Below are 21,518 nucleotides of genomic sequence, written 5' to 3'. Positions count from 1 at the left end.
CAGTTGCCCGACGGAGCTCGATATGACCGGACCCAATCCATCGATCAAGCATCCGATCCCGTTGCACACGCGCGTCGGCTTTCTGAAACCGCTGGTAACGGCGCCGAACATCGAGATCGGCGATTTCACCTACTATGACGACCCTGACGGGCCCGACAAATTCGCCGAAAAATGCGTGCTGCATCATTACCCGTTCATCGGCGACAGGCTGGTCATCGGCAAGTTCTGCGCCATTGCCGAAGGCGCGCGCTTCATCATGAACGGCGCCAATCACGCCATGTCCGGTTTTTCGACCTATCCGTTCAACATCTTCGGTCACGGCTGGGAGGAAGGCTTCGACCCGGCGACATGGTCGAAGGAGGTCCGCGGCGACACGATCGTCGGCAATGATGTCTGGATCGGCATGGAAGCGGTGATGCTGCCGGGCGTGAAGATCGGCGACGGCGCCATTGTCGCGGCAAAGTCGGTGGTGACGCACGATGTGCCGGCCTATGCGATCGTCGCCGGCAATCCGGCCAAGGTGGTAAAGATGCGCTTCGACGACAGGACCATCCGGCGGCTGCTGGCGCTGGCGTGGTGGCACTGGCCGGTGGAAAAGATCAGCCGCAATCTCGATGCCATTCGTGGCAGCAACATTTTTCTTCTGGAGGCAGCGGTTTGAACGCGTTGAACAAGACCACGATCGGCATCGAATTGTTCACGCGAGCCTGGATATTCATCCGCGGCGTGCCGGCGATGAAATTCCTGCCGCCGGAGGGTCCGCCCGAGATCGCCTTTGCCGGCCGCTCCAATGTCGGCAAATCGTCGCTGATCAACGCGCTGGTCAACCAGAAGGGGCTGGCGCGCACCTCCAACACACCGGGCCGCACGCAAGAACTCAACTATTTCGTGCCGGGCGGATTTTCGGGAGAGGGCGCCGACCTGCCGCCGATGGCCCTGGTCGACATGCCGGGCTATGGCTACGCCACGGCGCCGAAGGAAAAGGTCGACGAGTGGACGAAGCTCGTGTTCGACTATCTGAAGGGCCGGGTGACGCTGAAGCGCGTCTACGTGCTGATCGATGCCCGCCATGGCATCAAGGCCAAGGACGACGAGGTGCTGTCGCTGCTCGACAAGGCGGCGGTGTCGTATCAGATCGTGCTGACCAAGACCGACAAGATCAAGGCGGCGGGGGTACCGCGACTGGTCGAGGAAACGCTTCAGAAGATCAAGAAACGCCCGGCGGCCTTCCCCTTCGTGCTCGCCACGTCGTCGGAAAAGAGCGAGGGCCTCGAGGAACTGCGTGCGGCGATCGTGCTCGCCGCCAATGGCGGATAGGCAACGGCCTCCGACGGCTGGTCAGGCGGGACTGGAGGCCCGTTCCTGCTCTGCAAGCTGTTCTGTGCCGTAGGCCTTCAGGAACACGTCGACGCCCGACCTGACGATATGTTCAATCTCGGCCACACTTGGCGCCTTGGTGCGATAGGCGAATATGCACTGGCGGAAAAGACCGGCCAGGCACAGTTCGGTGAACTGATAGGCGGCAAGCTCGACGTCGTCGATCTTCAGCAGGCCACGTTCGATAGCCATGTTGAGGAAAACGACAACCCTGTCATGGCCGCGCTTCGGCCCGCGTTCGTAAAATCGCGCGCCAAGCTCCGGAATCCGTTCCGACGCACCGATCACCGTCCGCTGCGCCAGGATGACCCTGGCCGAAGTGATCTTCATGGATAGCACGATGCCGAACTTCACCAGCGTCTGGCGAAGGTCGCCGATCTGGTCGAGCACCTCATACATATTCTTGAAGATCGTGCCGCGTTCTTCCTCGATCAGCGCTTCGAACAGCTCTTCCTTGTTGGCGAAGTAGACATAGATCGTGCCCTTGGACACGCCGGCCTCGCGCGTAATGTCGTTCATCGACGCGGCTTCGAAGCCCTTGTCGATGAAGACACGGCGCGCACCCTCGATGATCTGGCTTCGCTTGACCGGGTCTTGCCCCGCGGCCGGGCGGCCGCGCGGCAGACTGTCCAGCAGATCGCACTGCTCCTTGCCAGCGCTGGACAATGGGCCTGAATCAGACAAAGGAGCGGCCTTGGGGGCTTCGGCCATAATGTCACACCTCGTAAAATAATTCGAACCATCCGGTTCGATTGCTCTTGATATGGGCCTGTTTAAGCGCTAAGTCAATGTCGAGATCGAACCGAACGGTTCAGTCTGACAACATTCAGCGCCAGTTAATTTAGAGAGATATCATGTCCTCGAACGCGCCTACCAGTGCCGAAGTCCGCCCTTTCCCCAGCGCCAAGGTCCAACCTGCGATCGAAGCGCCGGAAGCCCCTCTCAAGCCCGCCGACATCACCCCGCTGGCTCCCGCCAAAAAGAAGCGCTCGATGCGCTCGATGTTGTTGCCCATCATCGGCCTGGCCCTGCTGGGCGCCGGCGCATGGTATGGCTATGACTACTGGACCGACGGGCGCTTCATGATCTCGACCGACGACGCCTATGTCCAGGCCGACACGGCGTTCATCTCGCCAAAAATCTCGGGCTATGTCGATCAGGTCAAAGTGACCGAGAACCAGCAGGTGAAGGCCGGCGACCCGCTGCTGATCGTCGATGACGGTGACTACAAGATAGCCGTTGCCCAGGCCGAGGCGCAGATCGCCACGTTGAGCAAGACGCTCGACCGCATCGATGCCCAGACCGAAGCGGCCCGCGCCTCGCTCAAGCAGGCGCAGGCGCAGAAGACCGCCGACCAGGCCGCAGCAGACAATGCGAAGCGGGTTCAGGTCCGCGCCGCCCAGTTGCTCAAGACCCGGGTCGGTACCCAGGCCCAGTTGGACGACGCCCAGACGGCGGTCGAGCAAGCCAATGCCGCACTAGCCGGCGCCGACGCGCAGATCGCGGCGGCTCAGGCCAATATCGGCGTGCTCCAGGCGCAGCGGGCGGAATCGGCCAGTACGCTGGCCTCGCTGCAGCTTGCCCACGACAAGGCGGTGCGGGATCTGTCCTTCACCGTACTGCGCGCACCCTATGACGGCGTGGTCGGCAACCGCTCGGTCGAGCAGGGCGACCTGATCAGCCCCGGACAGAAGCTCGCCGTCATCGTGCCAATGGACAAGCTCTACATCGTCGCCAATTTCAAGGAGACGCAACTTGCCCGGCTGGTGCCTGGTGAAAAGGTCAGGGTGTCGGTCGACGCGATCGACGGCCAGGACTTCGAGGGTACCGTGTCGTCGCTGGCGCCGGCTTCGGGAGCAGTGTTCTCGCTGCTGCCGCCGGAGAACGCCACAGGCAATTTCACCAAGGTGGTGCAGCGCGTTCCGGTTCGCATCGACGTGCCCGCGGATGTGCTGAAGACGGGCAAACTGCGCGCCGGCCTGAGCGTCGTCGTCGCCGTCGACAGCCGCACGGCGCCTTCGGCATCGAAGTAAAGCGGAACCGGGAGCAAGGGTCATGGCGACCGCAACCATTACCGCCGGATCAGCTGTTCAGCAAGTTCGACTGGTGGGGGCTTGCCGGCATGGCCGCTTTCCTGGGCTGCATGGAATATGTGCTGGAGGAAGGCCCCAACAACGACTGGCTGCAGGATCAGGCGGTGTTCGTCTGCGCCGTCATCATGACCTTCGGCGCGGTGCTGTTCTTCTGGCGCGTGTTCACCGCCGAGGAGCCGATTGTCGATCTGAAGGCTTTCAGCAATATCAATTTTGCGTTCGGCTCGCTGTTCTCCTTCGTGGTCGGCATCGGCCTCTACGGTCTGACCTATCTTTATCCCGTGTTCCTGGGGCGCATCCGCGGCTACGATTCGATGATGATCGGCGAGGCGCTGTTCGTCAGCGGCCTGGCCATGTTCTTCACCGCGCCGATCTCCGGCATCCTGTCGAACAAGATGGACCCGCGCATCATGATGATGATCGGCTTCTTCGGCTTCGCCACGGGAACCTGGTGGATGACGCATCTCACCGCCGACTGGGATTTCTACGAACTGCTGATCCCGCAGATCCTGCGCGGCTGCTCGATGATGCTGTGCATGGTGCCGATCAACAACATTGCGCTCGGAACCTTGCCGCCGGAGCGGCTGAAGAATGCGTCTGGCCTGTTCAACCTGACCCGCAATCTCGGCGGCGCCGTCGGCCTGGCCGTCATCAACACCGTGCTGATCGACCGCAATGCCTTCCACTACGCCAGGCTCTCCGAGCACGTGCAATGGGGAAGTGCCGCTGCGCAACAGAAGCTGCAGAACATGACGCTCAACTTCGAGCAGACCGCCGGGCTCGACGCCTCCAAGGCGGCCATCTCCAAACTGTCAGGCATGGTCCAGCAGCAGGCGTCGCTGCTGTCGTTCATGGACGTATTCTTCATGCTGACGGTTTTGTTCGCGACGCTTGGGCTCTTCACCCTGGTGATCCGCAAGCCAGCCGCTCAGGGCGGCGGTGGCGGAGGCCATTGAGGCGCGCTGGATCCCCCGCCTGGCGCCCTCGCGCATGACCCCGAAAAGCGATTTTCGGGGTCATGCGCAAAATCAACCATTACGAGGTCTTGGAGCGGCGGACACTCCATCGCTCCAACTTTTTGTTTGAGCATCGGATTTTCCCAAAACCGCTTCGCACTTTTGGGTCCGATGCTCTAGCGCGCTCCGACAAAGTAAGGGTCGCAGCCGTCCTCACGCCGTCGCCGGCTTAAAGGTCAAGGCGACGCCATTGATGCAGTGTCGCAACCCGGTCGGCGGCGGACCGTCGTCGAAGACGTGGCCGAGATGGCCGCCGCAGCGGCGACAATGGACCTCGGTGCGGGTCATGCCCAACGATCTGTCCACGGTCTTGCCGATGGAATTCGGGATTTCCTGCCAGAAGCTCGGCCAGCCTGTGCCGGAATCGAACTTGGTCTCAGACGAATAGACCGGCAGGCCGCAGCCGGCGCAAGCGAAGATGCCTTTGCGGTGCTCGTTGAGCAGCGGACTGGTGCCCGGATATTCGGTGCCCTCCTTGCGCAGCACATTGAAGGCCGCGTCGGACAGGATGGCGCGCCACTCGGCCTCGGTCTTGGTAACCTCGAATGTCTCGGCCGCGCGTGCATCCTGGGCTCCGCCCATGCGCAGCGCGGTGGCGCCTGCGACAACGCCAATGGCTGCCGCACCACTCAAAAGAAGCTCGCGACGGTTCATGGCCATTCCTCCTGTTACTGCTTGTGCCAAATTCGACCGCCACACGGAAATCAAAAGCCGGTGACGATCGCTGTCCTCAAAGCGGGACTCCGCGCCTATCCATCTTGCGTGAACGGCGCGGAGTGTGCGCAGGGAGGCCCTAGCGATATCTTCGCCGGCAGCGTGCGTTTGTTACATCTTCGGCAGGAGAACCTTGTCGACGACGTGGATGACGCCGTTGGACTGTTCGACATCGACGATCGTCACATTGGCGACGTTGCCGTTCTCGTCGGTCACGGTGACCTTGCCGCCGTCGGTCTTGAGCGACAGTTCGCAACCACCGACCGTCTTGACCTTGTGCGTGCCGCCGTCGTGCTTGACCATCTTGGCGACGTCGGCGGCCATCGCTTTGGCGTCGATGACATGGCAGGTCAGGATCTTGACCAGCTTGTCCTTGTTTTCAGGCTTGAGCAGCGTCTCTACCGTGCCGGCTGGAAGTGCCGCAAAGGCCTCGTTGGTCGGCGCGAACACGGTGAAGGGGCCGGCGCTTTGCAGCGTATCGACCAGGCCGCCCGCCTTGACGGCAGCGACCAGCGTCGTGTGGTCCTTCGAGTTGACCGCATTTTCGACGATGTTTTTCTGGGCATACATGGCGGCGCCGCCGACCATCGGGTTTTGGGCATAGGCAATGGTGGCGAGCGCAGAAATGGCGACCGTGCCGGCGAGCAAAAGGGTGGCGAATTTACGCATGATTTCAATCTCCTCGGGTTATCGTTCCCCTTATTCGGGAACGCAAGGAGATACGCGATAGAAAATTCCGGAGTTTCGTCCTCTCCGCAGAAAAATTGTGTCGCCGAAATTTTCCCGGCGCGGATCGACAACCACCAACAAGCTTTGCAGGCGCTTAAATCGCGGAAGATAGATTTTAAGGTCTGCTTCCGGAGATGAGAAGCGGTCAGATGCTCTTCAGATCGCCCGCTGCGACCACCGGTCCAGTCGGCTGGCCGGTCGGTGAACCGCCGGCAGGTTCAACGCTGACCGCAAGCACGGCGCCTTGCGCCAATTTCTCCTGGACGGGGGGCGGGATGGCCAAATGCGCGGTCGCGCCGGCCGGGATGATGCCTATCGACACCGGCGCCTTCTTGCCTTCGATCATCCACAATTCGAAGTCCTTGCCGGCGGCCCGCTCGCCGGAAACGTGGGAAAGACCGACCTCGTGACGGGCGGCATCGTAGACAACGAGATATTTGACGTCGCTGCCTTCGGCCGCCAGCGAGGCGACAAGCCGCGTCTGCGGCGGTTCGGTGGGCGGGCGGAAGTAAGGCACGGCGATGTAGATCGCCAGCGCTGCAATGGCGGCGGCGGCAAGACCGCGCCAGAAGCCAAGGCTCGACCAGAGGCCGGCCCGCGGCTCTGCAGCGAACAGCCGGCGGTCCAATGCTTCCTTGACCCTGATCGGAGGCTCTGTCTCCGGATAGGCGGCGGCCATCGGCGAAAGATGCGCCGCCCAGCTATCGACAAGGCGCGCGAAAGCGGCGTCCGCATCGATGCGGCGCGACGCGATCTCGCGTTCATCGGCGGCTAGAACGCCAAGAACGTATTCGGCGGCGAACAGGTCGTCGCCCCTACGTTCCGGTCCATTGTCGTCAGCCAGCGTCATCTTTCCAGGCATTCTCTCAGTTTCAACAGGCTGCGACGCAGCCAGGTCCGCATCGTGTTCAGCGGTACGCCATAGCGCTCCGCCAGCTCGGCATAGCTTTTGCCATCCAGATAGGCGCCCCGGACGGCCGCCGCCCGGTTACTCTCCAACTCCTCGAGACAATGGTGGATGCGTCCGGACTCACCGCCCACCACGGCCATGGCCTCCGGCCCGGGCGCCGGATCGGCCACGTCGAGCGCGGCATCGATATAGGCGGCAGGTTCTCGCCGCGCTCTGATCCGATCGATCGCATGATTGCGCGCAATGGCCACCAGCCAGGAGATCGGGCTCAGATCCGAAACGGCAAAACGGTCCGCCTTCGTCCATATCTTGACGAAGATCTCTTGAAGCGCCTCTTCTGCATCTCCCCGATCCTTCAATACACGAAGGCAGACGCCGAAAAGTTTCGCGCTGGTCTGCCGGTAGAGCAGATCGAACGCAGCCCGGTCCTTCATCGAAGTCCGGACAATCAGGTTGCTGATGTCCTGCGGCGTCATCGGCCGCCAAATTAGGCGATTGCAATGTATTTGCAACGACTGAAATGGTCTTGCGCACCGGCAGCGCCAGCCTCGATTGCCAATGGAATCGCCGCCCGCTAGCTTGCCATGAGCGGGAGGGCGACCATGTCGATCGAGCGGGTTCTGTGGGAGCATGACGCAACCGGCCAGGCCGCGCTCGTGCACAAGGGAGAGATCACACCGCAAGATCTCGTCGATGCGGCGATCGCCCGGGCCGAGGCCACCCGGCCGGAGATCAATGCCATTGCCGAACCGCTTTTTGAGGCGGCGCGGGCGCGAGCGAAAACCGTCGACCACAAGCTGCCGCTAGCCGGAGTGCCCTTTGCGCTGAAGGACCTCGGCATCGCCATGAAGGGCGTGCCGACGCATGGCGGCAGCCGCATCCCAGCTTTCACCCCCGATTTCAACTCGGTCATGACGGAACGCTATCTGGCCGCCGGCCTGATCCCGATCGCCACCAGCACCGCACCCGAACACGGACTGAGGCTGGTGACCGAGTCGGTGGCTTACGGCGTCACCCGCAATCCATGGGACACCGCGCACACGACCGGCGGTTCCTCGGGCGGTGCGGCTGCGCTGGTCGCGGCCGGCATCGTGCCGGTGGCGCATGCCTCGGACGGCGGCGGCTCGATCAGGGTGCCTGCCGCTTGTACCGGGCTGATCGGGCTGAAAACCTCGCGCGGCCGCGTGCCCTTGACACCGCTCGTCACCGAAAGCTGGTACGGCTTCGTCGTCGACCATGCGTTGGCCCGCTCAGTGCGCGATACGGCGGTGCTGCTCGACCTGACCCACGGGGCTGACCCGCTGTCGCCCTACGCGGCACCGTCGCCGACCGGCAGTTTTGCTGCGGCGGCCGGGCGCGATCCGGGCAAGCTCAACCTCGCCTTCTATCGAAAATCGCCGCTCGGCCTGCCGATATCGGAAGAGACGTTGAAAGCTCTGGATGCGGCGATCGCGCTGGCGCGCGAAGGCGGGCACAGCGTCGAGGAGATCGACCTGCCCTATATCGATCGCGATTTCATCGCCGATTTCGCCAGAACCGTCGCCGCGGCGGTGGCCGGCACGATGCGGGGCGAGGCCTTGCGCGTCGGCCGCTCCATCTCAGGCGACATCGAACGCGCCACGCGCGTCATGAGCCGGTTCGGTGAAATCCTCTCGGCCGGCGAAATCTATGCTGGCCTGCAGCGGCTGCACGCCGCGTCGCGCCGGCTTATCACCGAAACCGCGCACTATGATGCAGTGCTGATGCCTGTCATCGCGCACCCGCCGCTCGCCTGCGGCACCATGGACCCGAAAGGCGTCGACGAATTCATCGAGAATGTCCTGGACAGACTGCGCCTCGCCGGCCTGCTGAAGTTCAAGCCGCTATTCGGCCAGCTGATGGACAAGAGCCTCTGGTTCACCCACTGGCCGGCGATCCAGAACGTCAGCGGGCAACCGTCGATCACGCTTCCGGTCTACGTCACCGATACCGGCCTGCCGCTCGGCGTCCAGGCCGCCGGCCGCCCCGGCGACGAGGAAACGCTTCTGTCGTTCGCCGCGCAGATGGAAAAGATCTCGGGCTGGCTGGGACGGCGGGCGCCGCTGCAGGTGCCGGCATAGACCATGATCCCGAAAGGTGGGAACCGGTTTTCGGACAAGATCATGGTCAAGCAAATAGTAGTACCGATTTGATCGATCGTGACAGCAAAGCCGTTTGCCCCCTGCCGCAATTCCCGCTAAGACGCCGCCGTTCATGCCACGCTGGGAACCACGCCGATGACGGATGTCGCCGCCACCGCCGAAATGCAGGCCGCGCTGCTTTCAAGGGCGCTGCCCTATATGCAGCGCTACGAGAACAAGACGGTCGTGGTGAAATACGGCGGCCACGCGATGGGCGACATCGCGCTCGGCAAGGCTTTCGCCCGCGACATCGCACTTTTGAAACAATCCGGCGTCAACCCAATCGTCGTGCATGGTGGTGGGCCGCAGATCGGCGTCATGCTCAGCAAGATGGGCATCGAATCCAAATTCGAGGGCGGCTTGCGCGTCACGGACCAGAAGACCGTCAAGATTGTCGAGATGGTGCTGGCCGGGTCGATCAACAAGGAGATCGTCGCGCTGATCAATGCCGAGGGCGAGTGGGCGATCGGCCTGTGCGGCAAGGACGGCAACATGGTGTTTGCCGAAAAAGCGCGCAAGACCATGATCGATCCGGATTCCAACATCGAGCGGGTGCTCGACCTGGGCTTCGTTGGTGAGCCTGTCGAAGTCGACCGCACATTGCTCGACCTCCTGGCGCGGTCCGAAATGATCCCGGTGCTGGCGCCGGTAGCGCCCGGCCGCGACGGCCACACCTACAACATCAACGCCGACACTTTTGCCGGCGCCATCGCCGGCGCCTGCCAGGCGACGCGCCTGCTGTTCCTTACCGACGTGCCCGGCGTGCTCGACAAGGACAAGAAGCTGATCGACGAGCTGACGGTGGCCGAGGCCAAGGCCCTGATCAAGGACGGCACGGTCTCGGGCGGCATGATCCCCAAAGTCGAGACCTGCATCGAGGCAATCGAGCGCGGCGTCGCAGGCGTCGTCATCCTTAACGGCAAGACGCCGCATGCGGTGCTGCTCGAGCTGTTCACCGAACACGGCGCCGGCACGCTAATCGTGCCGTGAGGCCGGGTGTCTGAGGGGCTCAAGCGTTTGGCGAAATAGCGGTCACGGACTGACGCGGCAGGCGTTCGACAACCATCGATTCCTCTTCCTCGTCTTGCGGCGAGCCCCAGAATTCGGCGAGCGTCGGGCCATGTTTCAGGCGGCGGTCGCGGACCAGAAAGCCCCAGACTTCGCGGAACCAGACGCGGCGGCCCATTTTGGTGTACCAGCGCATCGAATGCCGTTGCTCCGGATCCTTGTGGAACAGGATACGCGCCAACGCCTTGGGCCGCGACTGCACCGCCAGTTCGATCAGCTTGACGGCGAAGAACAACATCCACGGCTTGAGGCGGGTCATCTGCAGCACCTGATGCTTGTAGTCCCACAGGCGGGCGTCCAGCTGGATCACCTTGCGGTCCCTGGCAATCCTGAAGAACGGCGTCCAGCGATGCGGCGTCACATAGAGCGCCTGGATCTGGTCAGGGTCATAAGCGATCAGTTGGCGGAAGCCGCGCCAGAGGTCGCGCAAGCTTTCGTCCTCGAAACCGGCCACCCAGGTCGCCATCGACAAGATGCCGTTGAGGCGCAGCAGCCGTATCGCCTCGCGGTCGGATGAGGTGCTGCCGCCCTTGCGGATCAATGCAAGCGTCTGCTCGTCGGTATTTTCCATGCCAAGCAGCCAGCGAATGACGCCGGCCTGGCGATAAAGATGCAGGCTGTCGGCGTCGCGGACGATGTCATCGGCGCGGGTGGAGCCGACGATCAGCACCGGCACATTCTCGGCGATCATCACGTCGAGAAAGGCGCGCCAGGCTCTTTTGGACGACGTCGGGTTCTCGTCGGCAAGGTTGATCAGCTCGACGCCATGCTCGCGGTATAGCCAGGCAATCTCCCGCGCGAATTTCATGGGGTCGCGGTGCCGCCAGCGCGTCCAGAAGCCGCGCTGGCCGCAATAGTTGCACAGATGCGGACAGCCTCGCGAGAACTGCATGACCGCCGCGCGCTTGCCTCCCCAGTAGCTGTAGCGACTGAAGTCGATCAGTTCCCAGCCGATGCGGTAGTCGTCTAGGTTGATGATCGTTCTTGCCGGCCGGGTTGCAAAGGGCTGGCGCAAATCGTCAGGAAAGGCGATGCCCGCCACATTCGACAGCGGCTTGCGTTTCTCAAGCGCTTCGACCAGCGCGACGATGGTCGCCTCGCCCTCGCCGCGCACGATAAAGTCGAAAACATTCGTTTCAGCCAGTATGTCGCGCCAATGATAGGTCGGAAACACGCCGCCATAGATCAGGATTGTCGCCGGCTGGATGTCCTTGACCATGCCGGCGATCAGCAGGGCTGTCGGATGCGCAGAGGTCGAGCCGGAATGGCCGATCAGAATGCAGTCGGGATGGTCGCTCAAGGCGTCCCGGACCAGCGTGGCAAGCGCCATCGGCCCGAATTCGGCGTCCACAAGCCGCACTTGATGTCCCGCGTCGATCAGCGGACCGCCCAGTGCCAGCAAACCGAGCGGCGGCAGATGGTCGTCCGGCACACGGCTGCCGATGGCGGTATGCGGCGGGTTGATCAGGACGATTTTCATGGCGGGCCTTATGCGATGGCGGTCCGCATGTCGTAGTCGGCGATCTAGTTCCGGAGATTGGCTCGCTTCAGCAGTTCGTGTGCAGCTTTTCCGCAGAAATGCTATCGTCTGAGATGTGCCAGCGGCACATGGCCGGGTCCCTTGATGTTCTGCAGCACAAGCTGCGTGTGGACGTCGCGCACGCCTTCGAGCCGCATCAACCGGTGCATGACGAAGGCATTGAGTTCGTCGACCGACGGCACCATGACATGCAGCAGGAAATCGTAGTCTCCAGTCATCGTCCAGCACGACGACACCTCGTCCATGCGCTGCACGGCGGCGATAAAGGTTTCGGGCGAGCCGTCGCTGTGGGTCACGAGGCGCACCTGGATGAACACTTCGACCATCAGACCGACGGCGCGGCGGCTGAGTACCGCGGCGAAGCCTTTTATGATGCCCGCCTGCTGAAGAGTCTCGAAGCGCCGCGCGCAAGGTGTCGTCGACAGGCCAATCTGCTGCGCCAATTCCGATACCGGCTTGCGCCCGTCGCGCTGCAGGATGTCGAGCATCTTGATCTCGAATTCGTCAAATTGAGGCATTTTCACTCTCCCAAAGCTCGATCGTGGAGTCTTTTACCTCCAACCCTGCATTTGAGCCACCATCAAAGCTGATTTGCCTCGCGCGATCCGGCTAGAATTTCCGGCAATTCGCTGGTCATGATTTCCAGGGAGAGCAAGCCATGACAATGAACGTTGCCGACTATGCCCGCGAATGCGCGGCGCGAGGCCTTCGCGGCGATTATTCCGTCTGCCGTGCCGATTTCACCGTGGCGCAGGGCTACAATTATAGCGACGAAGAACAGGCGGTGTGGCGCACGCTGTGCGACCGCCAGACGAAGCTGACCAGGAAGCTGGCCCACCACTCCTACCTCGACGGCGTCGCGGCACTCGGCCTTCTCGACAAGATCCCGGATTTCGGTGCGGTCAGCGAGAAGCTGCGCAAGTTCACCGGCTGGGAGATCGTCGCCGTGCCGGGGCTCATCCCCGCCCAGCCGTTCTTCGACCATCTCGCCAACCGCCGCTTCCCGGTCACCAACTGGCTGCGAACCCAAAAGGAGCTCGACTACATTGTCGAGCCCGACATGTTCCATGATTTCTTCGGTCACGTGCCGATCCTGACGCAGCCGGTCTTCGCCGACTTCATGCAGATGTATGGCAAGAAGGCCGATAGCGTGATTGCGCTCGGCGGCGACGAGATGATCACCAGGCTTTACTGGTACACCGTCGAATACGGCCTGATACGCGAGCCGGGCAAGCCGCTGAAGGCTTTCGGCGCCGGGCTGATGTCATCCTTCACAGAGCTTCAGTTCGCGGTCGAAGGCGGCGAGGGACACCATGTTCCCTTCGACTTGGAAACCGTAATGCGCACCGGCTACGAGATCGACAAGTTCCAGCGTGCCTATTTCGTGCTGCCGTCGTTCGACGCCCTGCGTGATGCTTTCGAGACAGCCGATCTTGCGGCGATCGTGGCGCGCCGCAAAGGCGAGCCAGCGATCGACCCGGCGAGCCTATAGGCTGTCGGTTGTCTCCAAGGCCTCGGCCTTCAGCCGGGCCAGCTGGTCGCGCTGAAGGTCGAGGGATGCCGTGACGAAGCGCAGGATCGTGCCGAGTTCAATGTCGGTGAATGTGGCGATCACGTTTTCCCCCTCCTGAGCGATCGCGCCATAATAGCGCGTCGATAGTTCTCGCGTGAGTTCCGTCGCCTCTATGACCACCTTGCGCCTGTCCTCGAGGCTGCGCGTTCGTGTCAGCAGGCCGCGCGCTTCCAGCCGGTCGATCAGCGCGGTGACCGCAGCCGGCGTCAACCCTGTTGCGGCCGCGACCTCGCCAGCCGATCGCGGGCCGCCATAGAGCAGCGCCAAGCAATGGCGTTCCGCCATACTCAGCCCAAGCCTATCGCCCACTGCCTCGTCATAAGCCTGCGTCGCGTCCTGCCAGCCCATAATGGCAAGGCTGATAGCGGTCTTCATGTCTGCCCGATTCATGCTTGACGAATTTATTTCGATCATCTAACTATCAATCTGCCTAACATTATGGCTGTTATAATAATGTGCTGCATCGGGCACAAGGCAAGGCCTATCGCAGCCTGCAAGGAGTGAAAATGAATCAGACCCCGACGCGCGGCCCACTCACACCGGCTGAGGAGTTCAAATACGCCAAGCTGGCGATGGAGTGGTATGGCTGGGGCTCTCCCATTGGCCTTGGCATCGCTCTGGTCGCACTGGCGGCCGCCGCCCTGCTGTTCCGCATCGCCATACTCGGATTTTGACAGTCTGGCCACGGCGCGGTTGAATGCAGACAGGGTGGAACTCTCCCAGCGGAAGGCTCAGGGCCGAGCTCAGGCGGCTTCGGAAATATCGCGGTCGATGATCGACAGATTGCGGCCGCGATGCTTGGCCTCGTAAAGCCGCTGGTCGGCGGCGCGCATCAGCTCCGACACTGCGGCGTCCCTGCCGCAGGTGATGCCGCCAATACTGACTGTCAGCGGAACCGATCGTTCGTCGACCGGCCGGAAACGGATACGCTCGACCTCACGGCGGATGCGCTCAGCGACGCGCCTGGCCTCGTGTTCGGTGGCACCAATCAGAAGGGCGCAGAATTCCTCGCCGCCGATGCGCCCAAGCACGTCGCCGCTGCGCACGCCACGCTCTATCGCCTTTGCGATCAGGAGCAGCGCATCGTCGCCGATCAGATGGCCGTAGCTGTCGTTGATGGTCTTGAAATGGTCGGCATCGACGATCAGCAATGCCCCGCGATCGGACTTACGCCGAGAGCCGTCGAGGGCGGCAAAGAAACTTTCGCGGTTGAGCATGCCGGTCATGTCGTCGCGGCTCGCCTTGTCCGCCAGGCGCCGGTGCGCGGCTGCAAGCTGGGCATGATTGCGAGCAAGGTCGCGGTGCGCGTTCTTCACCTTTTCGCTTTGCCAGAATGCATAGGCGCCGGCGCCCCAGGCCAGAACGAGTGGGCACAGGGTGGATGTCAGCCAGATGGTGCGATTGATCGAAAATCCCATCGCCGGCACAACGATCAGCGTCGGCAGAAGTGAGGCGGCGACGGAGGCGAAAGCGATGGCGGCAGACTTTAGAAATATGTGATTCATCGCTGGCTCCCACTGCTCCGTCTTGGTGTCAGCAAGCGCTGAATGCCACCTTTCGGCGATGCTTAAAATGTTAATCGTTTCGCCATTTTCACCACTCTTGGCGCGTATAGGTTGTGGATAAACCTCCTGTTAGAAAGATCGTTTCGTGCCATAAGGACGGTATGACCACACTTCCCGACCCCGCCCGCTTTGCCCATGTCACCGACTGGGTGTTCGATCTCGACAACACGCTTTATCCGCACCATTCGAATCTGTTCTCGCAGATCGATGTGAAGATGACCGCCTACGTTGGAGAATTGCTGACGCTGCCGCGCGAGGAAGCACGCAAGCTGCAAAAGGAGCTCTACCGCGAATACGGCACGACACTGAACGGATTGATGACGCGCCACGGCATCGACCCCGACGATTTTCTCGAGAAAGTGCACGACATCGATTATTCCTGGCTGGTGCCCGATCCCGTCCTCGGCACCGCCATTCGCCAGCTTCCCGGCCGTAAATTCATCTTCACCAATGGCGATCGCCGGCATGCCGAACGCACCGCGCGGCAGCTGGGCATTCTCGAGCATTTCGACGATATTTTCGATATCGTCGCAGCCGGACTGAACCCCAAGCCGGCGCGGCAATCCTATGAGAGATTTGCCGAACTCCATGCCGTTACCGGGCAAAATGCGGTGATGTTCGAAGATCTCGCCCGCAACCTGTCGGTACCGAAATCGCTGGGCATGACCACGGTGCTGGTGGTGCCGCGCAATTTCGAGCCGACCTTCTCGGAAATTTGGGAACGCGACCCGGCCAACGAGGATGATGTGGACTTCGTCACCGACGATCTCGCCGGCTTTCTCACGGCGATCGTCGAAGTCCCTGCTTGAGGCAGCCTGCGCGCTTCAAGTCCTGCTTGCTTGTCAAAGTTTATAGAAGCGGCTGACGATCCCCCAGGCCTCGTCGGCGGTCTCGACAAAATCGATGATATCCTGGTCGCCGGGAGTGATCGTGCCTTGCTCGGCGAGGAAATCGAGGTCGATTGCCCTTGCCCAGAAAGCCTTGCCGAACAGAATGACCGGCACGCGTTCCATGCGGCCGGTCTGGATCAGGGTCAGCGTTTCGAAGAACTCGTCCATCGTGCCGAAGCCGCCGGGAAATACCGCAACGGCCTTGGCACGCATGACAAAATGCATCTTGCGGACCGCGAAATAGTGGAAGTTGAAGCAGAGTTCCGGCGTCACGTAGGCGTTTGGCGCCTGCTCGTGCGGCAGCACGATGTTGAGACCGATCGACGGCGCGCCAACATCGTCGGCGCCACGATTGCCGGCCTCCATGACGCCCGGCCCGCCGCCGGTCACCACGACGAATTCGCGATAGTACGAGGTGGCCGACTGCTGTGAGCAGAGGCGGGCGAATTTGCGCGCCTCCTCGTAATATTTGCTGTTTTGCTCGAGGTTTTTCTTCTGCGTCTCGTTCTTGGCCGCCCAGGCTTCGCCGCCGGGCTCGGGGATGCGGGCGCCGCCGAACAGGATGACGGTCGATTGGATGCCGCGCTCGGCCAGGATCATCTCCGGTTTCAGCAGTTCGAGCTGCAGCCTGACCGCGCGCAACTCGCGCCGCGTCATGAAATCGGGGTCGTTCCAGGCCAGCCGATATGTCTCCGCGCGCGTTTGCGGCGTGTCCGGCACGCTTCTCGACCGCTCCAGATCCTCGTCCGAATGCGGCAGCGGCGTCCATCCCGCCTTTTCCATGGGAGTCATATTTGCTTTACCCGTCCAATTCATTCACTTGCGCCGTCCCGTGACGCTGCCGCGATTGACCCTCCCCAAGCCTTCACATAGGGTCCGCGCGACTTTCAAACAGGTTAAGGCGCCGGCCCTTAACAGCTTGGTAATGGAGCGAATTCATGTCGAAGCACGATCTCGCGAGCCTCGAGGAGATCATCGAGAACGCCTTCGAGGAACGCGACACGATTTCGACCGCAACCCGCGGCGAGACGCGCGAGGCCATCCAATCGGCGCTCGACCTGCTCGACCGGGGCGTCGCCCGCGTCGCCGAGCGGCAGGCCGACGGCAAATGGCACGTCAACCAGTGGCTGAAAAAAGCGGTGCTGCTGTCCTTCCGGCTCAACCCGATGGAGATCATCAAGGGTGGTCCCGGTCAGGCGGTTTGGTGGGACAAGGTGCCCTCGAAGTTCGACGGCTGGAGCGCCGTCGATTTCGAGAAGGCCGGCTTCCGCGCCGTGCCGTCGTCGATCGTGCGCCGCTCCGCCTATGTCGCGCCCGGCGCCGTGCTGATGCCGTCCTTCGTCAATGTCGGCGCCTATGTCGACAGCGGCACCATGGTCGACACCTGGGCTTCGGTCGGCTCCTGCGCCCAGATCGGCAAGAATGTGCATCTGTCGGGCGGTGTCGGCATCGGCGGTGTGCTGGAGCCGATGCAGGCGGGTCCCACCATCATCGAGGACAACTGTTTCATCGGCGCCCGTTCCGAAGTGGTCGAAGGCTGCATCGTGCGCGAGGGCTCGGTGCTCGGCATGGGCGTCTTCATCGGCCAGTCGACCAAGATCGTCGACCGCGCCACCGGCGAGATCTTCTACGGCGAGGTGCCGCCTAATTCCGTCGTCGTCGCCGGCTCGCTGCCCGGCAAGCCTTTTCCAAACAACGAGCCCGGCCCCAGCCTCTACTGCGCCGTCATCGTCAAGCGGGTCGATGCCAGGACCCGTTCCAAGACATCGATCAACGAATTGCTGCGCGATTGATCTTTCTCAACGAATACGGACGGAATTCGCTTGCCTGATAGATCAGACCTCATCTGGCTTTTCTTCAAAGCTTCGGGCCGGGTCAGCCGCGCGGCCTATTTTCTTGGAGGACTGCTGGTGGCCATCATACAGGCCTTCCCGCTCTACCGTTTCACGCTGGTGCCGGAAGGCACCACCGAGAGCAACATGTGGTCGTTTATTTTCTTCATCGCCTTCATTGCCTCGCTTTGGTCGAACGTGGTGCTGGCGGTCAAGCGGTTGCACGACCTCGACAAGCCGGGCGTTGCGGCGCTGGTGCTTTTCGTACCGGTTGTCTCGATCATCGCTTTCCTGGTGCTTTGCCTGTTTCCAGGGCAACCCGGCCCCAACCGCTACGGCAAGCGCACCAATGCCCCCGGCTGAACCCTGAGCGCCGATCGGACATTTCGTCATGCGCTACCGCTCGCTTGATCCGAAACTGATCCTCGAAACCGCCGAACGGCTGGAAGGGCGCGTCGCCGAGCGCTTTCCCGATGCAGGCTTGCGCGGCGTCGCCGCCGAGCTGGTGTCGCTGTCGCGCGATCTGGCGAAAGCCGCCAAGGCGCTGGAGGCGCCGATCTGGTGGCTGCGCGGCCTCATCATCGCCGCCTTCGTCGCCGGAGCGCTGATGTTCCTGTTCGTCGGCACAATCCTGCCGCTCGGCCGCATCTCGGGAAACCACGATGCCTTCCAGTCGGTGCAAGGAATCGAAGCCTCCCTCAACGTGATCATCCTCGCGGTGCTGGGCTTCCTGGCCCTGATTCGCTCCGAGGAGCGGATCAAGCGCAAGCGGGTGTTTCGCCAGCTCCACGGGTTGCGTTCGCTGATCCATGTCATCGACATGCACCAGCTGACCAAGGATCCGGCCGCACTTTCACCCAGTTTCAATCCGACTGCCCATTCGCCAGCCCGTATCACCAACGCCGCCGACCTTGCCCGCTATCTCGACTACTGCTCCGAAATGCTGTCGATCACCGGCAAGATCGCCGCGCTGTTCGCGCAATCGGTGAATGACGCCGTGGTCATCGACGGCGTCAACGATATCGAGAACCTGGCTTCGAACCTCTCGCGAAAGATCTGGCAGAAGATCACGCTGATCGAAACCCCTCATGGGCAGCCGGCACGTGCGGCGAAGACCGATCCCGAGCAGGGTCCGCCGCGTAGACCTGCAGTCCGCAGACGACCGGGGCCGGCAAGCTAAAACCGGCGACCCGGCGGCAGATCCGCTAGAGCGGCAGAGCGGGGAGTTCCGAAAGCCCGGTTTTGCGCCGGATGCTCTAAGCGAATGTTAATCACCCTGGCCCAGCATGCCGGCGAAGACTGTGTCGACCGGCACGGAGCGCTCGACTGGCAAGCGACCTATCCCTGATCACCAAGGAGCCGCGCAAAACGTGGAGCGCCGCCGCTCGCCTGTTTGCCTGGTTCTCTTCGCCGATGAAATTGGAACCGGAAGCTGTCCGCGCCCGGCTTCTCGACACCACCTTCGACCGCAAATTCGCAGTCCTGTTCGGCACCATCAGCGTTCTGCTGGTTGCGGTCAGCGCCGCTCTCGCCACCGGGGATTGGTGGCCCTACGCCTGGATTGCCGCCGACCTGATGCTTTTCACCGTCCGCGTTCTGCTGATGCGGGAATGCGAACAGGCCCGCAGGCGCGGCTCGAAAGGGCCGCTGGCGGGCCTGATGGCAGCCAGCGGCGTCTGGTCGGTCGTCTTCGGCCTCGGCTGCTATGGCTGTGTTGCCAGCGGGAATATGGCGCTTTCCGTACTTGCCGCCTTGAATGTCGCAGGCGTCGTCGGCGTGGTGTCGTCACGCAATGCGGCGACCCCGCGCTTCGCCATATTCGTCATGTTGGCCGTAAGCCTGCCTTACGTGGCCGGTGCATTGTTTTCTGCGGCGCCCGGAATGCCGATCGTCGGAATTCAAACGCCGTTCTATGTGGCCGGCGTCATCATCGTGCTGCTTCAGAACCACGCAATCAATGCCCGCATGATCCGCGCCGAACTGGACAATCGCGACCTGGCCATCAAGGACGCGCTGACCGGCCTGCCAAACCGCATCTTCCTGCAGGAGAAATTGCGCGACATGTGCCGCGAGCTTGCGGCGCCGGCCGCCAATGGCGGCAAGCCGTTTGCAGTGCTCAGCATGGATCTCGACGGTTTCAAACAGGTCAACGACCGTTTTGGCCACGCCGTCGGCGACGTGCTGCTGCGCAAGGTGGCCGAACGATTGAAGCGCGGCTTCCGTCCGGGGGACGTTGTCTTCCGCATCGGCGGCGATGAATTCGTCATCCTTTTGCCCGCAACCTCGGAGATCGAGGCCACCTACCTGGCAAAGCGGGCCATCGAAAAGGTCTCGGTGCCTTTCGACCTCGGGGTCGGTTCCGCCATCCATGTCGGCCTGAGCGTCGGCAGCGCCTTCGCACCCGCCGACGGCGGCGATCCGGAAATCCTGCTCACCTGTTCCGACCATGCGCTCTACGAAGCCAAGCGCACCGGCAAGGGCCGTTACTGGGCACCTGTGCGGGCTACCATCTGACGGCGGCGACAGGCAAGGCGATCCGCTTCTCTCCTGCCCGGCCGGCCATGCCTTGCGTCGCGCCGCTCTTGACCGCTACTTGCAGCGCCTTCTCGATGCCCGGCCGCCAGCAGAACCATTTGTCGCCCGGCAAGTATCTGGCAGCCGCCGGCGTAGCAGCCGATACTGCCGGCACCGGCGATTACGATTGTCTTGCCATGCGTGATCATGCGATGGCCCTGCCATGGTCGAGAGGCCTTGCCGCAATCATACGACATGAAAACCATAATGTCGGCGGCATGTCTGGCCCTTATGTCTGGCCGTGACAGTCCCTGCGCTTTCGACTATCGCTTTGCCCATGACGCTGCCTACCGATCCGACCAGAAATCTGGCTGCTCTCATCCGCTGCGCTTCCGTGACGCCCGCCGAAGGCGGTGCGCTGAGCGCGCTGGAAGAAATGTTGAAGCCGCTCGGCTTTGCCGTCGAGCGCCCGGTGTTTTCCGAATCCGGCACACCTGACATAGAGAACCTTTATGCGCGGCGTTCCGGCAACGGCCCGCATCTGATGTTTGCCGGCCATACCGATGTCGTGCCGGTGGGCGATGAAACAGCCTGGACGCACCCGCCCTTTGCCGCCGACATCGCCAATGGCGAGATGTTCGGCCGCGGCGCCGTCGACATGAAGGGCGGCATTGCTTGTTTCGTCGCGGCGGTAGCGCGACACATCGCGCAGAAGGGCGGCCCGAAGGGGTCGGTCTCGCTGCTGATAACCGGCGATGAGGAAGGTCCGGCGATCAACGGCACGACGAAACTGCTCGAATGGGCGGCCGCCAAAGGCGAGAAATGGCATGCTGCGATCGTCGGCGAGCCGACCAATCCCGACGCGCTCGGCGATATGATCAAGATCGGCCGGCGCGGCTCGCTATCGGGCACGGTCGTCGTCAACGGCCGCCAGGGACACGCCGCCTATCCGCAGCTGGCCGACAACCCGGTGCGCGGCCTGGTGACGCTGGTCGACGCCTTGCTTCACCCCGTCTTCGACAACGGAACAAGGGATTTCCAGCCGACCAATCTTGAGGTGACCTCCATCGATGTCGGCAATCCTGCCACCAACGTCATCCCGGCGAAGGCGGCGGCTACCTTCAATATTCGCTTCAACGACACATGGACCGCCGAGACGATCCAGGCCGAGATCCACAACCGCCTCGACCGGGCGGCGAAACGCAAGAAATACCGCGCCGGCAAGGCGACGCCCGTCGACTACGAGATCGCTTGGCGCGACGGACCGAGCCACGTTTTTCTGACACGCGACGACAGGTTGATCGAGACGCTTGGCGGCTCGATCAAGGCGGTGACCGGCAGGAAGCCTGCGCTCTCCACCTCCGGCGGCACCTCCGATGCCCGCTTCATCAAGGATTATTGTCCGGTGGTCGAATTCGGCCTTGTCGGCAAGACCATGCACATGGTCGACGAACGCGTGGCGATTGCCGACCTCGAGACGCTGACGCAGATTTATCTGCGCTTCGTTGAAGACTGGTTTGCGCAGGACATATCCTAGT

24 protein-coding genes and 1 pseudogene are annotated in these 21,518 nt (G+C 62.4%); 15 read left to right on the top strand and 10 right to left on the bottom strand.

Annotated features, from left to right (window positions below; all coding sequences use genetic code 11):
• The first annotated feature begins 22 nt into the window (after positions 1–22).
• Both NKH78_RS06655 and yihA read left to right on the top strand, forming a co-directional pair.
• Positions 23–661 carry a CatB-related O-acetyltransferase gene (locus NKH78_RS06655; RefSeq protein WP_352452996.1) on the top strand — a complete coding sequence of 213 codons (639 nt, stop codon included), beginning with the start codon at positions 23–25 and terminating at the stop codon, positions 659–661.
• Positions 658–1,317 (top strand): ribosome biogenesis GTP-binding protein YihA/YsxC, encoded by a 660-nt coding sequence (gene yihA, locus NKH78_RS06650; RefSeq protein WP_352472343.1) that lies wholly within the window; start codon positions 658–660, stop codon positions 1,315–1,317. Before NKH78_RS06655 ends, yihA begins: the two co-directional genes overlap by 4 nt.
• A 21-nt stretch (positions 1,318–1,338) precedes the next feature.
• Here yihA and NKH78_RS06645 read toward each other — a convergent pair whose 3' ends face one another.
• Positions 1,339–2,088, bottom strand: a complete 750-nt coding sequence (locus NKH78_RS06645; RefSeq protein WP_352506014.1) for a TetR/AcrR family transcriptional regulator — start codon at positions 2,086–2,088, stop codon at positions 1,339–1,341.
• A gap of 143 nt (positions 2,089–2,231) precedes the next feature.
• Between NKH78_RS06645 and NKH78_RS06640 the strand changes: the two genes are divergently transcribed.
• The gene (locus NKH78_RS06640) at positions 2,232–3,410 is read left to right on the top strand and encodes an HlyD family secretion protein (RefSeq protein WP_352686454.1); all 1,179 of its coding nucleotides are present in this window, start codon (positions 2,232–2,234) and stop codon (positions 3,408–3,410) included.
• A 53-nt stretch (positions 3,411–3,463) separates the two neighbouring features.
• Positions 3,464–4,426, top strand: a pseudogene (locus tag NKH78_RS06635) (DHA2 family efflux MFS transporter permease subunit); the annotation flags it as partial.
• A gap of 213 nt (positions 4,427–4,639) precedes the next feature.
• On the opposite strand, the gene msrB reads toward NKH78_RS06635, so the two are convergent.
• From msrB to NKH78_RS06615, 4 genes are all read right to left on the bottom strand, one after another.
• The gene (msrB, locus tag NKH78_RS06630) at positions 4,640–5,140 is read right to left on the bottom strand and encodes a peptide-methionine (R)-S-oxide reductase MsrB (RefSeq protein WP_352477048.1); all 501 of its coding nucleotides are present in this window, start codon (positions 5,138–5,140) and stop codon (positions 4,640–4,642) included.
• 171 nt (positions 5,141–5,311) lie between these two features.
• Positions 5,312–5,869, bottom strand: coding sequence for a fasciclin domain-containing protein (locus NKH78_RS06625; protein ID WP_352882363.1), 558 nt, complete (start codon positions 5,867–5,869; stop codon positions 5,312–5,314).
• Between the two features lie 205 nt (positions 5,870–6,074).
• Positions 6,075–6,779 carry an anti-sigma factor gene (locus tag NKH78_RS06620; protein ID WP_352686657.1) on the bottom strand — a complete coding sequence of 235 codons (705 nt, stop codon included), beginning with the start codon at positions 6,777–6,779 and terminating at the stop codon, positions 6,075–6,077.
• A complete protein-coding gene (locus tag NKH78_RS06615) occupies positions 6,776–7,315 on the bottom strand; it encodes a sigma-70 family RNA polymerase sigma factor (protein ID WP_352506016.1) in 540 nt (179 codons plus the stop codon). Before NKH78_RS06615 ends, NKH78_RS06620 begins: the two co-directional genes overlap by 4 nt.
• A 126-nt stretch (positions 7,316–7,441) precedes the next feature.
• Between NKH78_RS06615 and NKH78_RS06610 the strand changes: the two genes are divergently transcribed.
• Together NKH78_RS06610 and argB are read left to right on the top strand one after the other, a co-directional pair.
• On the top strand, positions 7,442–8,938 hold the full coding sequence (locus NKH78_RS06610; RefSeq protein ID WP_352736724.1) for an amidase: 1,497 nt from the start codon (positions 7,442–7,444) through the stop codon (positions 8,936–8,938).
• A 156-nt stretch (positions 8,939–9,094) separates the two neighbouring features.
• Entirely contained in the window at positions 9,095–9,988 is an 894-nt protein-coding gene (argB, locus tag NKH78_RS06605) for an acetylglutamate kinase (RefSeq protein WP_352736722.1), read from the top strand.
• A gap of 19 nt (positions 9,989–10,007) precedes the next feature.
• On the opposite strand, the gene bchE is transcribed toward argB, so the two are convergent.
• Together bchE and NKH78_RS06595 are read right to left on the bottom strand one after the other, a co-directional pair.
• Positions 10,008–11,546, bottom strand: a complete 1,539-nt coding sequence (bchE, locus tag NKH78_RS06600; protein WP_352777703.1) for a magnesium-protoporphyrin IX monomethyl ester anaerobic oxidative cyclase — start codon at positions 11,544–11,546, stop codon at positions 10,008–10,010.
• 101 nt (positions 11,547–11,647) lie between these two features.
• Entirely contained in the window at positions 11,648–12,124 is a 477-nt protein-coding gene (locus NKH78_RS06595) for an Lrp/AsnC family transcriptional regulator (RefSeq protein WP_254815887.1), read from the bottom strand.
• A gap of 140 nt (positions 12,125–12,264) precedes the next feature.
• On the opposite strand from NKH78_RS06595, the gene phhA reads away from it, so the two are divergent.
• The gene (gene phhA / locus NKH78_RS06590) at positions 12,265–13,098 is read left to right on the top strand and encodes a phenylalanine 4-monooxygenase (protein WP_352736718.1); all 834 of its coding nucleotides are present in this window, start codon (positions 12,265–12,267) and stop codon (positions 13,096–13,098) included.
• On the opposite strand, the gene NKH78_RS06585 is transcribed toward phhA, so the two are convergent.
• Positions 13,093–13,593 carry a MarR family winged helix-turn-helix transcriptional regulator gene (locus NKH78_RS06585; protein ID WP_352736716.1) on the bottom strand — a complete coding sequence of 167 codons (501 nt, stop codon included), beginning with the start codon at positions 13,591–13,593 and terminating at the stop codon, positions 13,093–13,095. The genes phhA and NKH78_RS06585 overlap by 6 nt on opposite strands.
• Before the next feature lie 92 nt (positions 13,594–13,685).
• On the opposite strand from NKH78_RS06585, the gene NKH78_RS06580 reads away from it, so the two are divergent.
• A complete protein-coding gene (locus NKH78_RS06580) occupies positions 13,686–13,853 on the top strand; it encodes a hypothetical protein (RefSeq protein WP_352686439.1) in 168 nt (55 codons plus the stop codon).
• A gap of 69 nt (positions 13,854–13,922) precedes the next feature.
• On the opposite strand, the gene NKH78_RS06575 is transcribed toward NKH78_RS06580, so the two are convergent.
• The gene (locus NKH78_RS06575) at positions 13,923–14,684 is read right to left on the bottom strand and encodes a GGDEF domain-containing protein (protein ID WP_352700997.1); all 762 of its coding nucleotides are present in this window, start codon (positions 14,682–14,684) and stop codon (positions 13,923–13,925) included.
• 161 nt (positions 14,685–14,845) lie between these two features.
• Between NKH78_RS06575 and NKH78_RS06570 the strand changes: the two genes are divergently transcribed.
• Positions 14,846–15,553: a pyrimidine 5'-nucleotidase gene (locus NKH78_RS06570; protein WP_352477037.1), complete on the top strand. Its 708-nt coding sequence runs from the start codon at positions 14,846–14,848 to the stop codon at positions 15,551–15,553.
• Between the two features lie 33 nt (positions 15,554–15,586).
• Here the strand turns inward: NKH78_RS06570 and NKH78_RS06565 are convergent, their stop codons facing one another.
• Positions 15,587–16,426 carry an LOG family protein gene (locus NKH78_RS06565; protein ID WP_352506025.1) on the bottom strand — a complete coding sequence of 280 codons (840 nt, stop codon included), beginning with the start codon at positions 16,424–16,426 and terminating at the stop codon, positions 15,587–15,589.
• 146 nt (positions 16,427–16,572) lie between these two features.
• Between NKH78_RS06565 and dapD the strand changes: the two genes are divergently transcribed.
• The 6 genes from dapD (at position 16,573) to dapE (ending at position 21,517) form a co-directional block, all read left to right on the top strand.
• Positions 16,573–17,427 (top strand): 2,3,4,5-tetrahydropyridine-2,6-dicarboxylate N-succinyltransferase, encoded by an 855-nt coding sequence (gene dapD / locus NKH78_RS06560; RefSeq protein ID WP_352506026.1) that lies wholly within the window; start codon positions 16,573–16,575, stop codon positions 17,425–17,427.
• Positions 17,428–17,457: 30 nt separating this feature from the next.
• The gene (locus NKH78_RS06555; RefSeq protein WP_352700998.1) at positions 17,458–17,829 is read left to right on the top strand and encodes a DUF805 domain-containing protein; all 372 of its coding nucleotides are present in this window, start codon (positions 17,458–17,460) and stop codon (positions 17,827–17,829) included.
• 28 nt (positions 17,830–17,857) lie between these two features.
• On the top strand, positions 17,858–18,646 hold the full coding sequence (locus tag NKH78_RS06550) for a hypothetical protein (RefSeq protein ID WP_352700999.1): 789 nt from the start codon (positions 17,858–17,860) through the stop codon (positions 18,644–18,646).
• 233 nt (positions 18,647–18,879) lie between these two features.
• Positions 18,880–19,980, top strand: a complete 1,101-nt coding sequence (locus NKH78_RS06545) for a GGDEF domain-containing protein (RefSeq protein ID WP_352701000.1) — start codon at positions 18,880–18,882, stop codon at positions 19,978–19,980.
• A gap of 68 nt (positions 19,981–20,048) precedes the next feature.
• The gene (locus NKH78_RS06540) at positions 20,049–20,285 is read left to right on the top strand and encodes a hypothetical protein (protein WP_352701001.1); all 237 of its coding nucleotides are present in this window, start codon (positions 20,049–20,051) and stop codon (positions 20,283–20,285) included.
• A gap of 32 nt (positions 20,286–20,317) precedes the next feature.
• The gene (gene dapE / locus NKH78_RS06535) at positions 20,318–21,517 is read left to right on the top strand and encodes a succinyl-diaminopimelate desuccinylase (protein WP_352701002.1); all 1,200 of its coding nucleotides are present in this window, start codon (positions 20,318–20,320) and stop codon (positions 21,515–21,517) included.
• The last annotated feature ends 1 nt before the right edge of the window (position 21,518 follow it).

Source organism: Mesorhizobium sp. M0910, from assembly GCF_040319465.1.
Classification (GTDB): Bacteria; Pseudomonadota; Alphaproteobacteria; order Rhizobiales; family Rhizobiaceae; genus Mesorhizobium.
The sequence above is the reverse complement of the archived record's forward strand: the minus strand, read 5'-3'. Positions and strand labels throughout refer to the sequence as shown.

What these genes read in the sequence shown, in the direction of transcription:
- NKH78_RS06655 (WP_352452996.1), top strand. Translation starts at nt 23, where the DNA reads ATGACCGGACCCAATCCATCGATCAAGCATCCGATCCCGTTGCACACG.
- NKH78_RS06645 (WP_352506014.1), bottom strand. Translation starts at nt 2,088, where the DNA reads ATGGCCGAAGCCCCCAAGGCCGCTCCTTTGTCTGATTCAGGCCCATTG.
- NKH78_RS06640 (WP_352686454.1), top strand. Translation starts at nt 2,232, where the DNA reads ATGTCCTCGAACGCGCCTACCAGTGCCGAAGTCCGCCCTTTCCCCAGC.
- msrB (WP_352477048.1), bottom strand. Translation starts at nt 5,140, where the DNA reads ATGAACCGTCGCGAGCTTCTTTTGAGTGGTGCGGCAGCCATTGGCGTT.
- NKH78_RS06625 (WP_352882363.1), bottom strand. Translation starts at nt 5,869, where the DNA reads ATGCGTAAATTCGCCACCCTTTTGCTCGCCGGCACGGTCGCCATTTCT.
- NKH78_RS06620 (WP_352686657.1), bottom strand. Translation starts at nt 6,779, where the DNA reads ATGACGCTGGCTGACGACAATGGACCGGAACGTAGGGGCGACGACCTG.
- NKH78_RS06615 (WP_352506016.1), bottom strand. Translation starts at nt 7,315, where the DNA reads ATGACGCCGCAGGACATCAGCAACCTGATTGTCCGGACTTCGATGAAG.
- NKH78_RS06610 (WP_352736724.1), top strand. Translation starts at nt 7,442, where the DNA reads ATGTCGATCGAGCGGGTTCTGTGGGAGCATGACGCAACCGGCCAGGCC.
- argB (WP_352736722.1), top strand. Translation starts at nt 9,095, where the DNA reads ATGACGGATGTCGCCGCCACCGCCGAAATGCAGGCCGCGCTGCTTTCA.
- bchE (WP_352777703.1), bottom strand. Translation starts at nt 11,546, where the DNA reads ATGAAAATCGTCCTGATCAACCCGCCGCATACCGCCATCGGCAGCCGT.
- NKH78_RS06595 (WP_254815887.1), bottom strand. Translation starts at nt 12,124, where the DNA reads ATGCCTCAATTTGACGAATTCGAGATCAAGATGCTCGACATCCTGCAG.
- phhA (WP_352736718.1), top strand. Translation starts at nt 12,265, where the DNA reads ATGACAATGAACGTTGCCGACTATGCCCGCGAATGCGCGGCGCGAGGC.
- NKH78_RS06585 (WP_352736716.1), bottom strand. Translation starts at nt 13,593, where the DNA reads ATGATCGAAATAAATTCGTCAAGCATGAATCGGGCAGACATGAAGACC.
- NKH78_RS06580 (WP_352686439.1), top strand. Translation starts at nt 13,686, where the DNA reads ATGAATCAGACCCCGACGCGCGGCCCACTCACACCGGCTGAGGAGTTC.
- NKH78_RS06575 (WP_352700997.1), bottom strand. Translation starts at nt 14,684, where the DNA reads ATGAATCACATATTTCTAAAGTCTGCCGCCATCGCTTTCGCCTCCGTC.
- NKH78_RS06570 (WP_352477037.1), top strand. Translation starts at nt 14,846, where the DNA reads ATGACCACACTTCCCGACCCCGCCCGCTTTGCCCATGTCACCGACTGG.
- NKH78_RS06565 (WP_352506025.1), bottom strand. Translation starts at nt 16,426, where the DNA reads ATGACTCCCATGGAAAAGGCGGGATGGACGCCGCTGCCGCATTCGGAC.
- dapD (WP_352506026.1), top strand. Translation starts at nt 16,573, where the DNA reads ATGTCGAAGCACGATCTCGCGAGCCTCGAGGAGATCATCGAGAACGCC.
- NKH78_RS06550 (WP_352700999.1), top strand. Translation starts at nt 17,858, where the DNA reads ATGCGCTACCGCTCGCTTGATCCGAAACTGATCCTCGAAACCGCCGAA.
- NKH78_RS06545 (WP_352701000.1), top strand. Translation starts at nt 18,880, where the DNA reads ATGAAATTGGAACCGGAAGCTGTCCGCGCCCGGCTTCTCGACACCACC.
- dapE (WP_352701002.1), top strand. Translation starts at nt 20,318, where the DNA reads ATGACGCTGCCTACCGATCCGACCAGAAATCTGGCTGCTCTCATCCGC.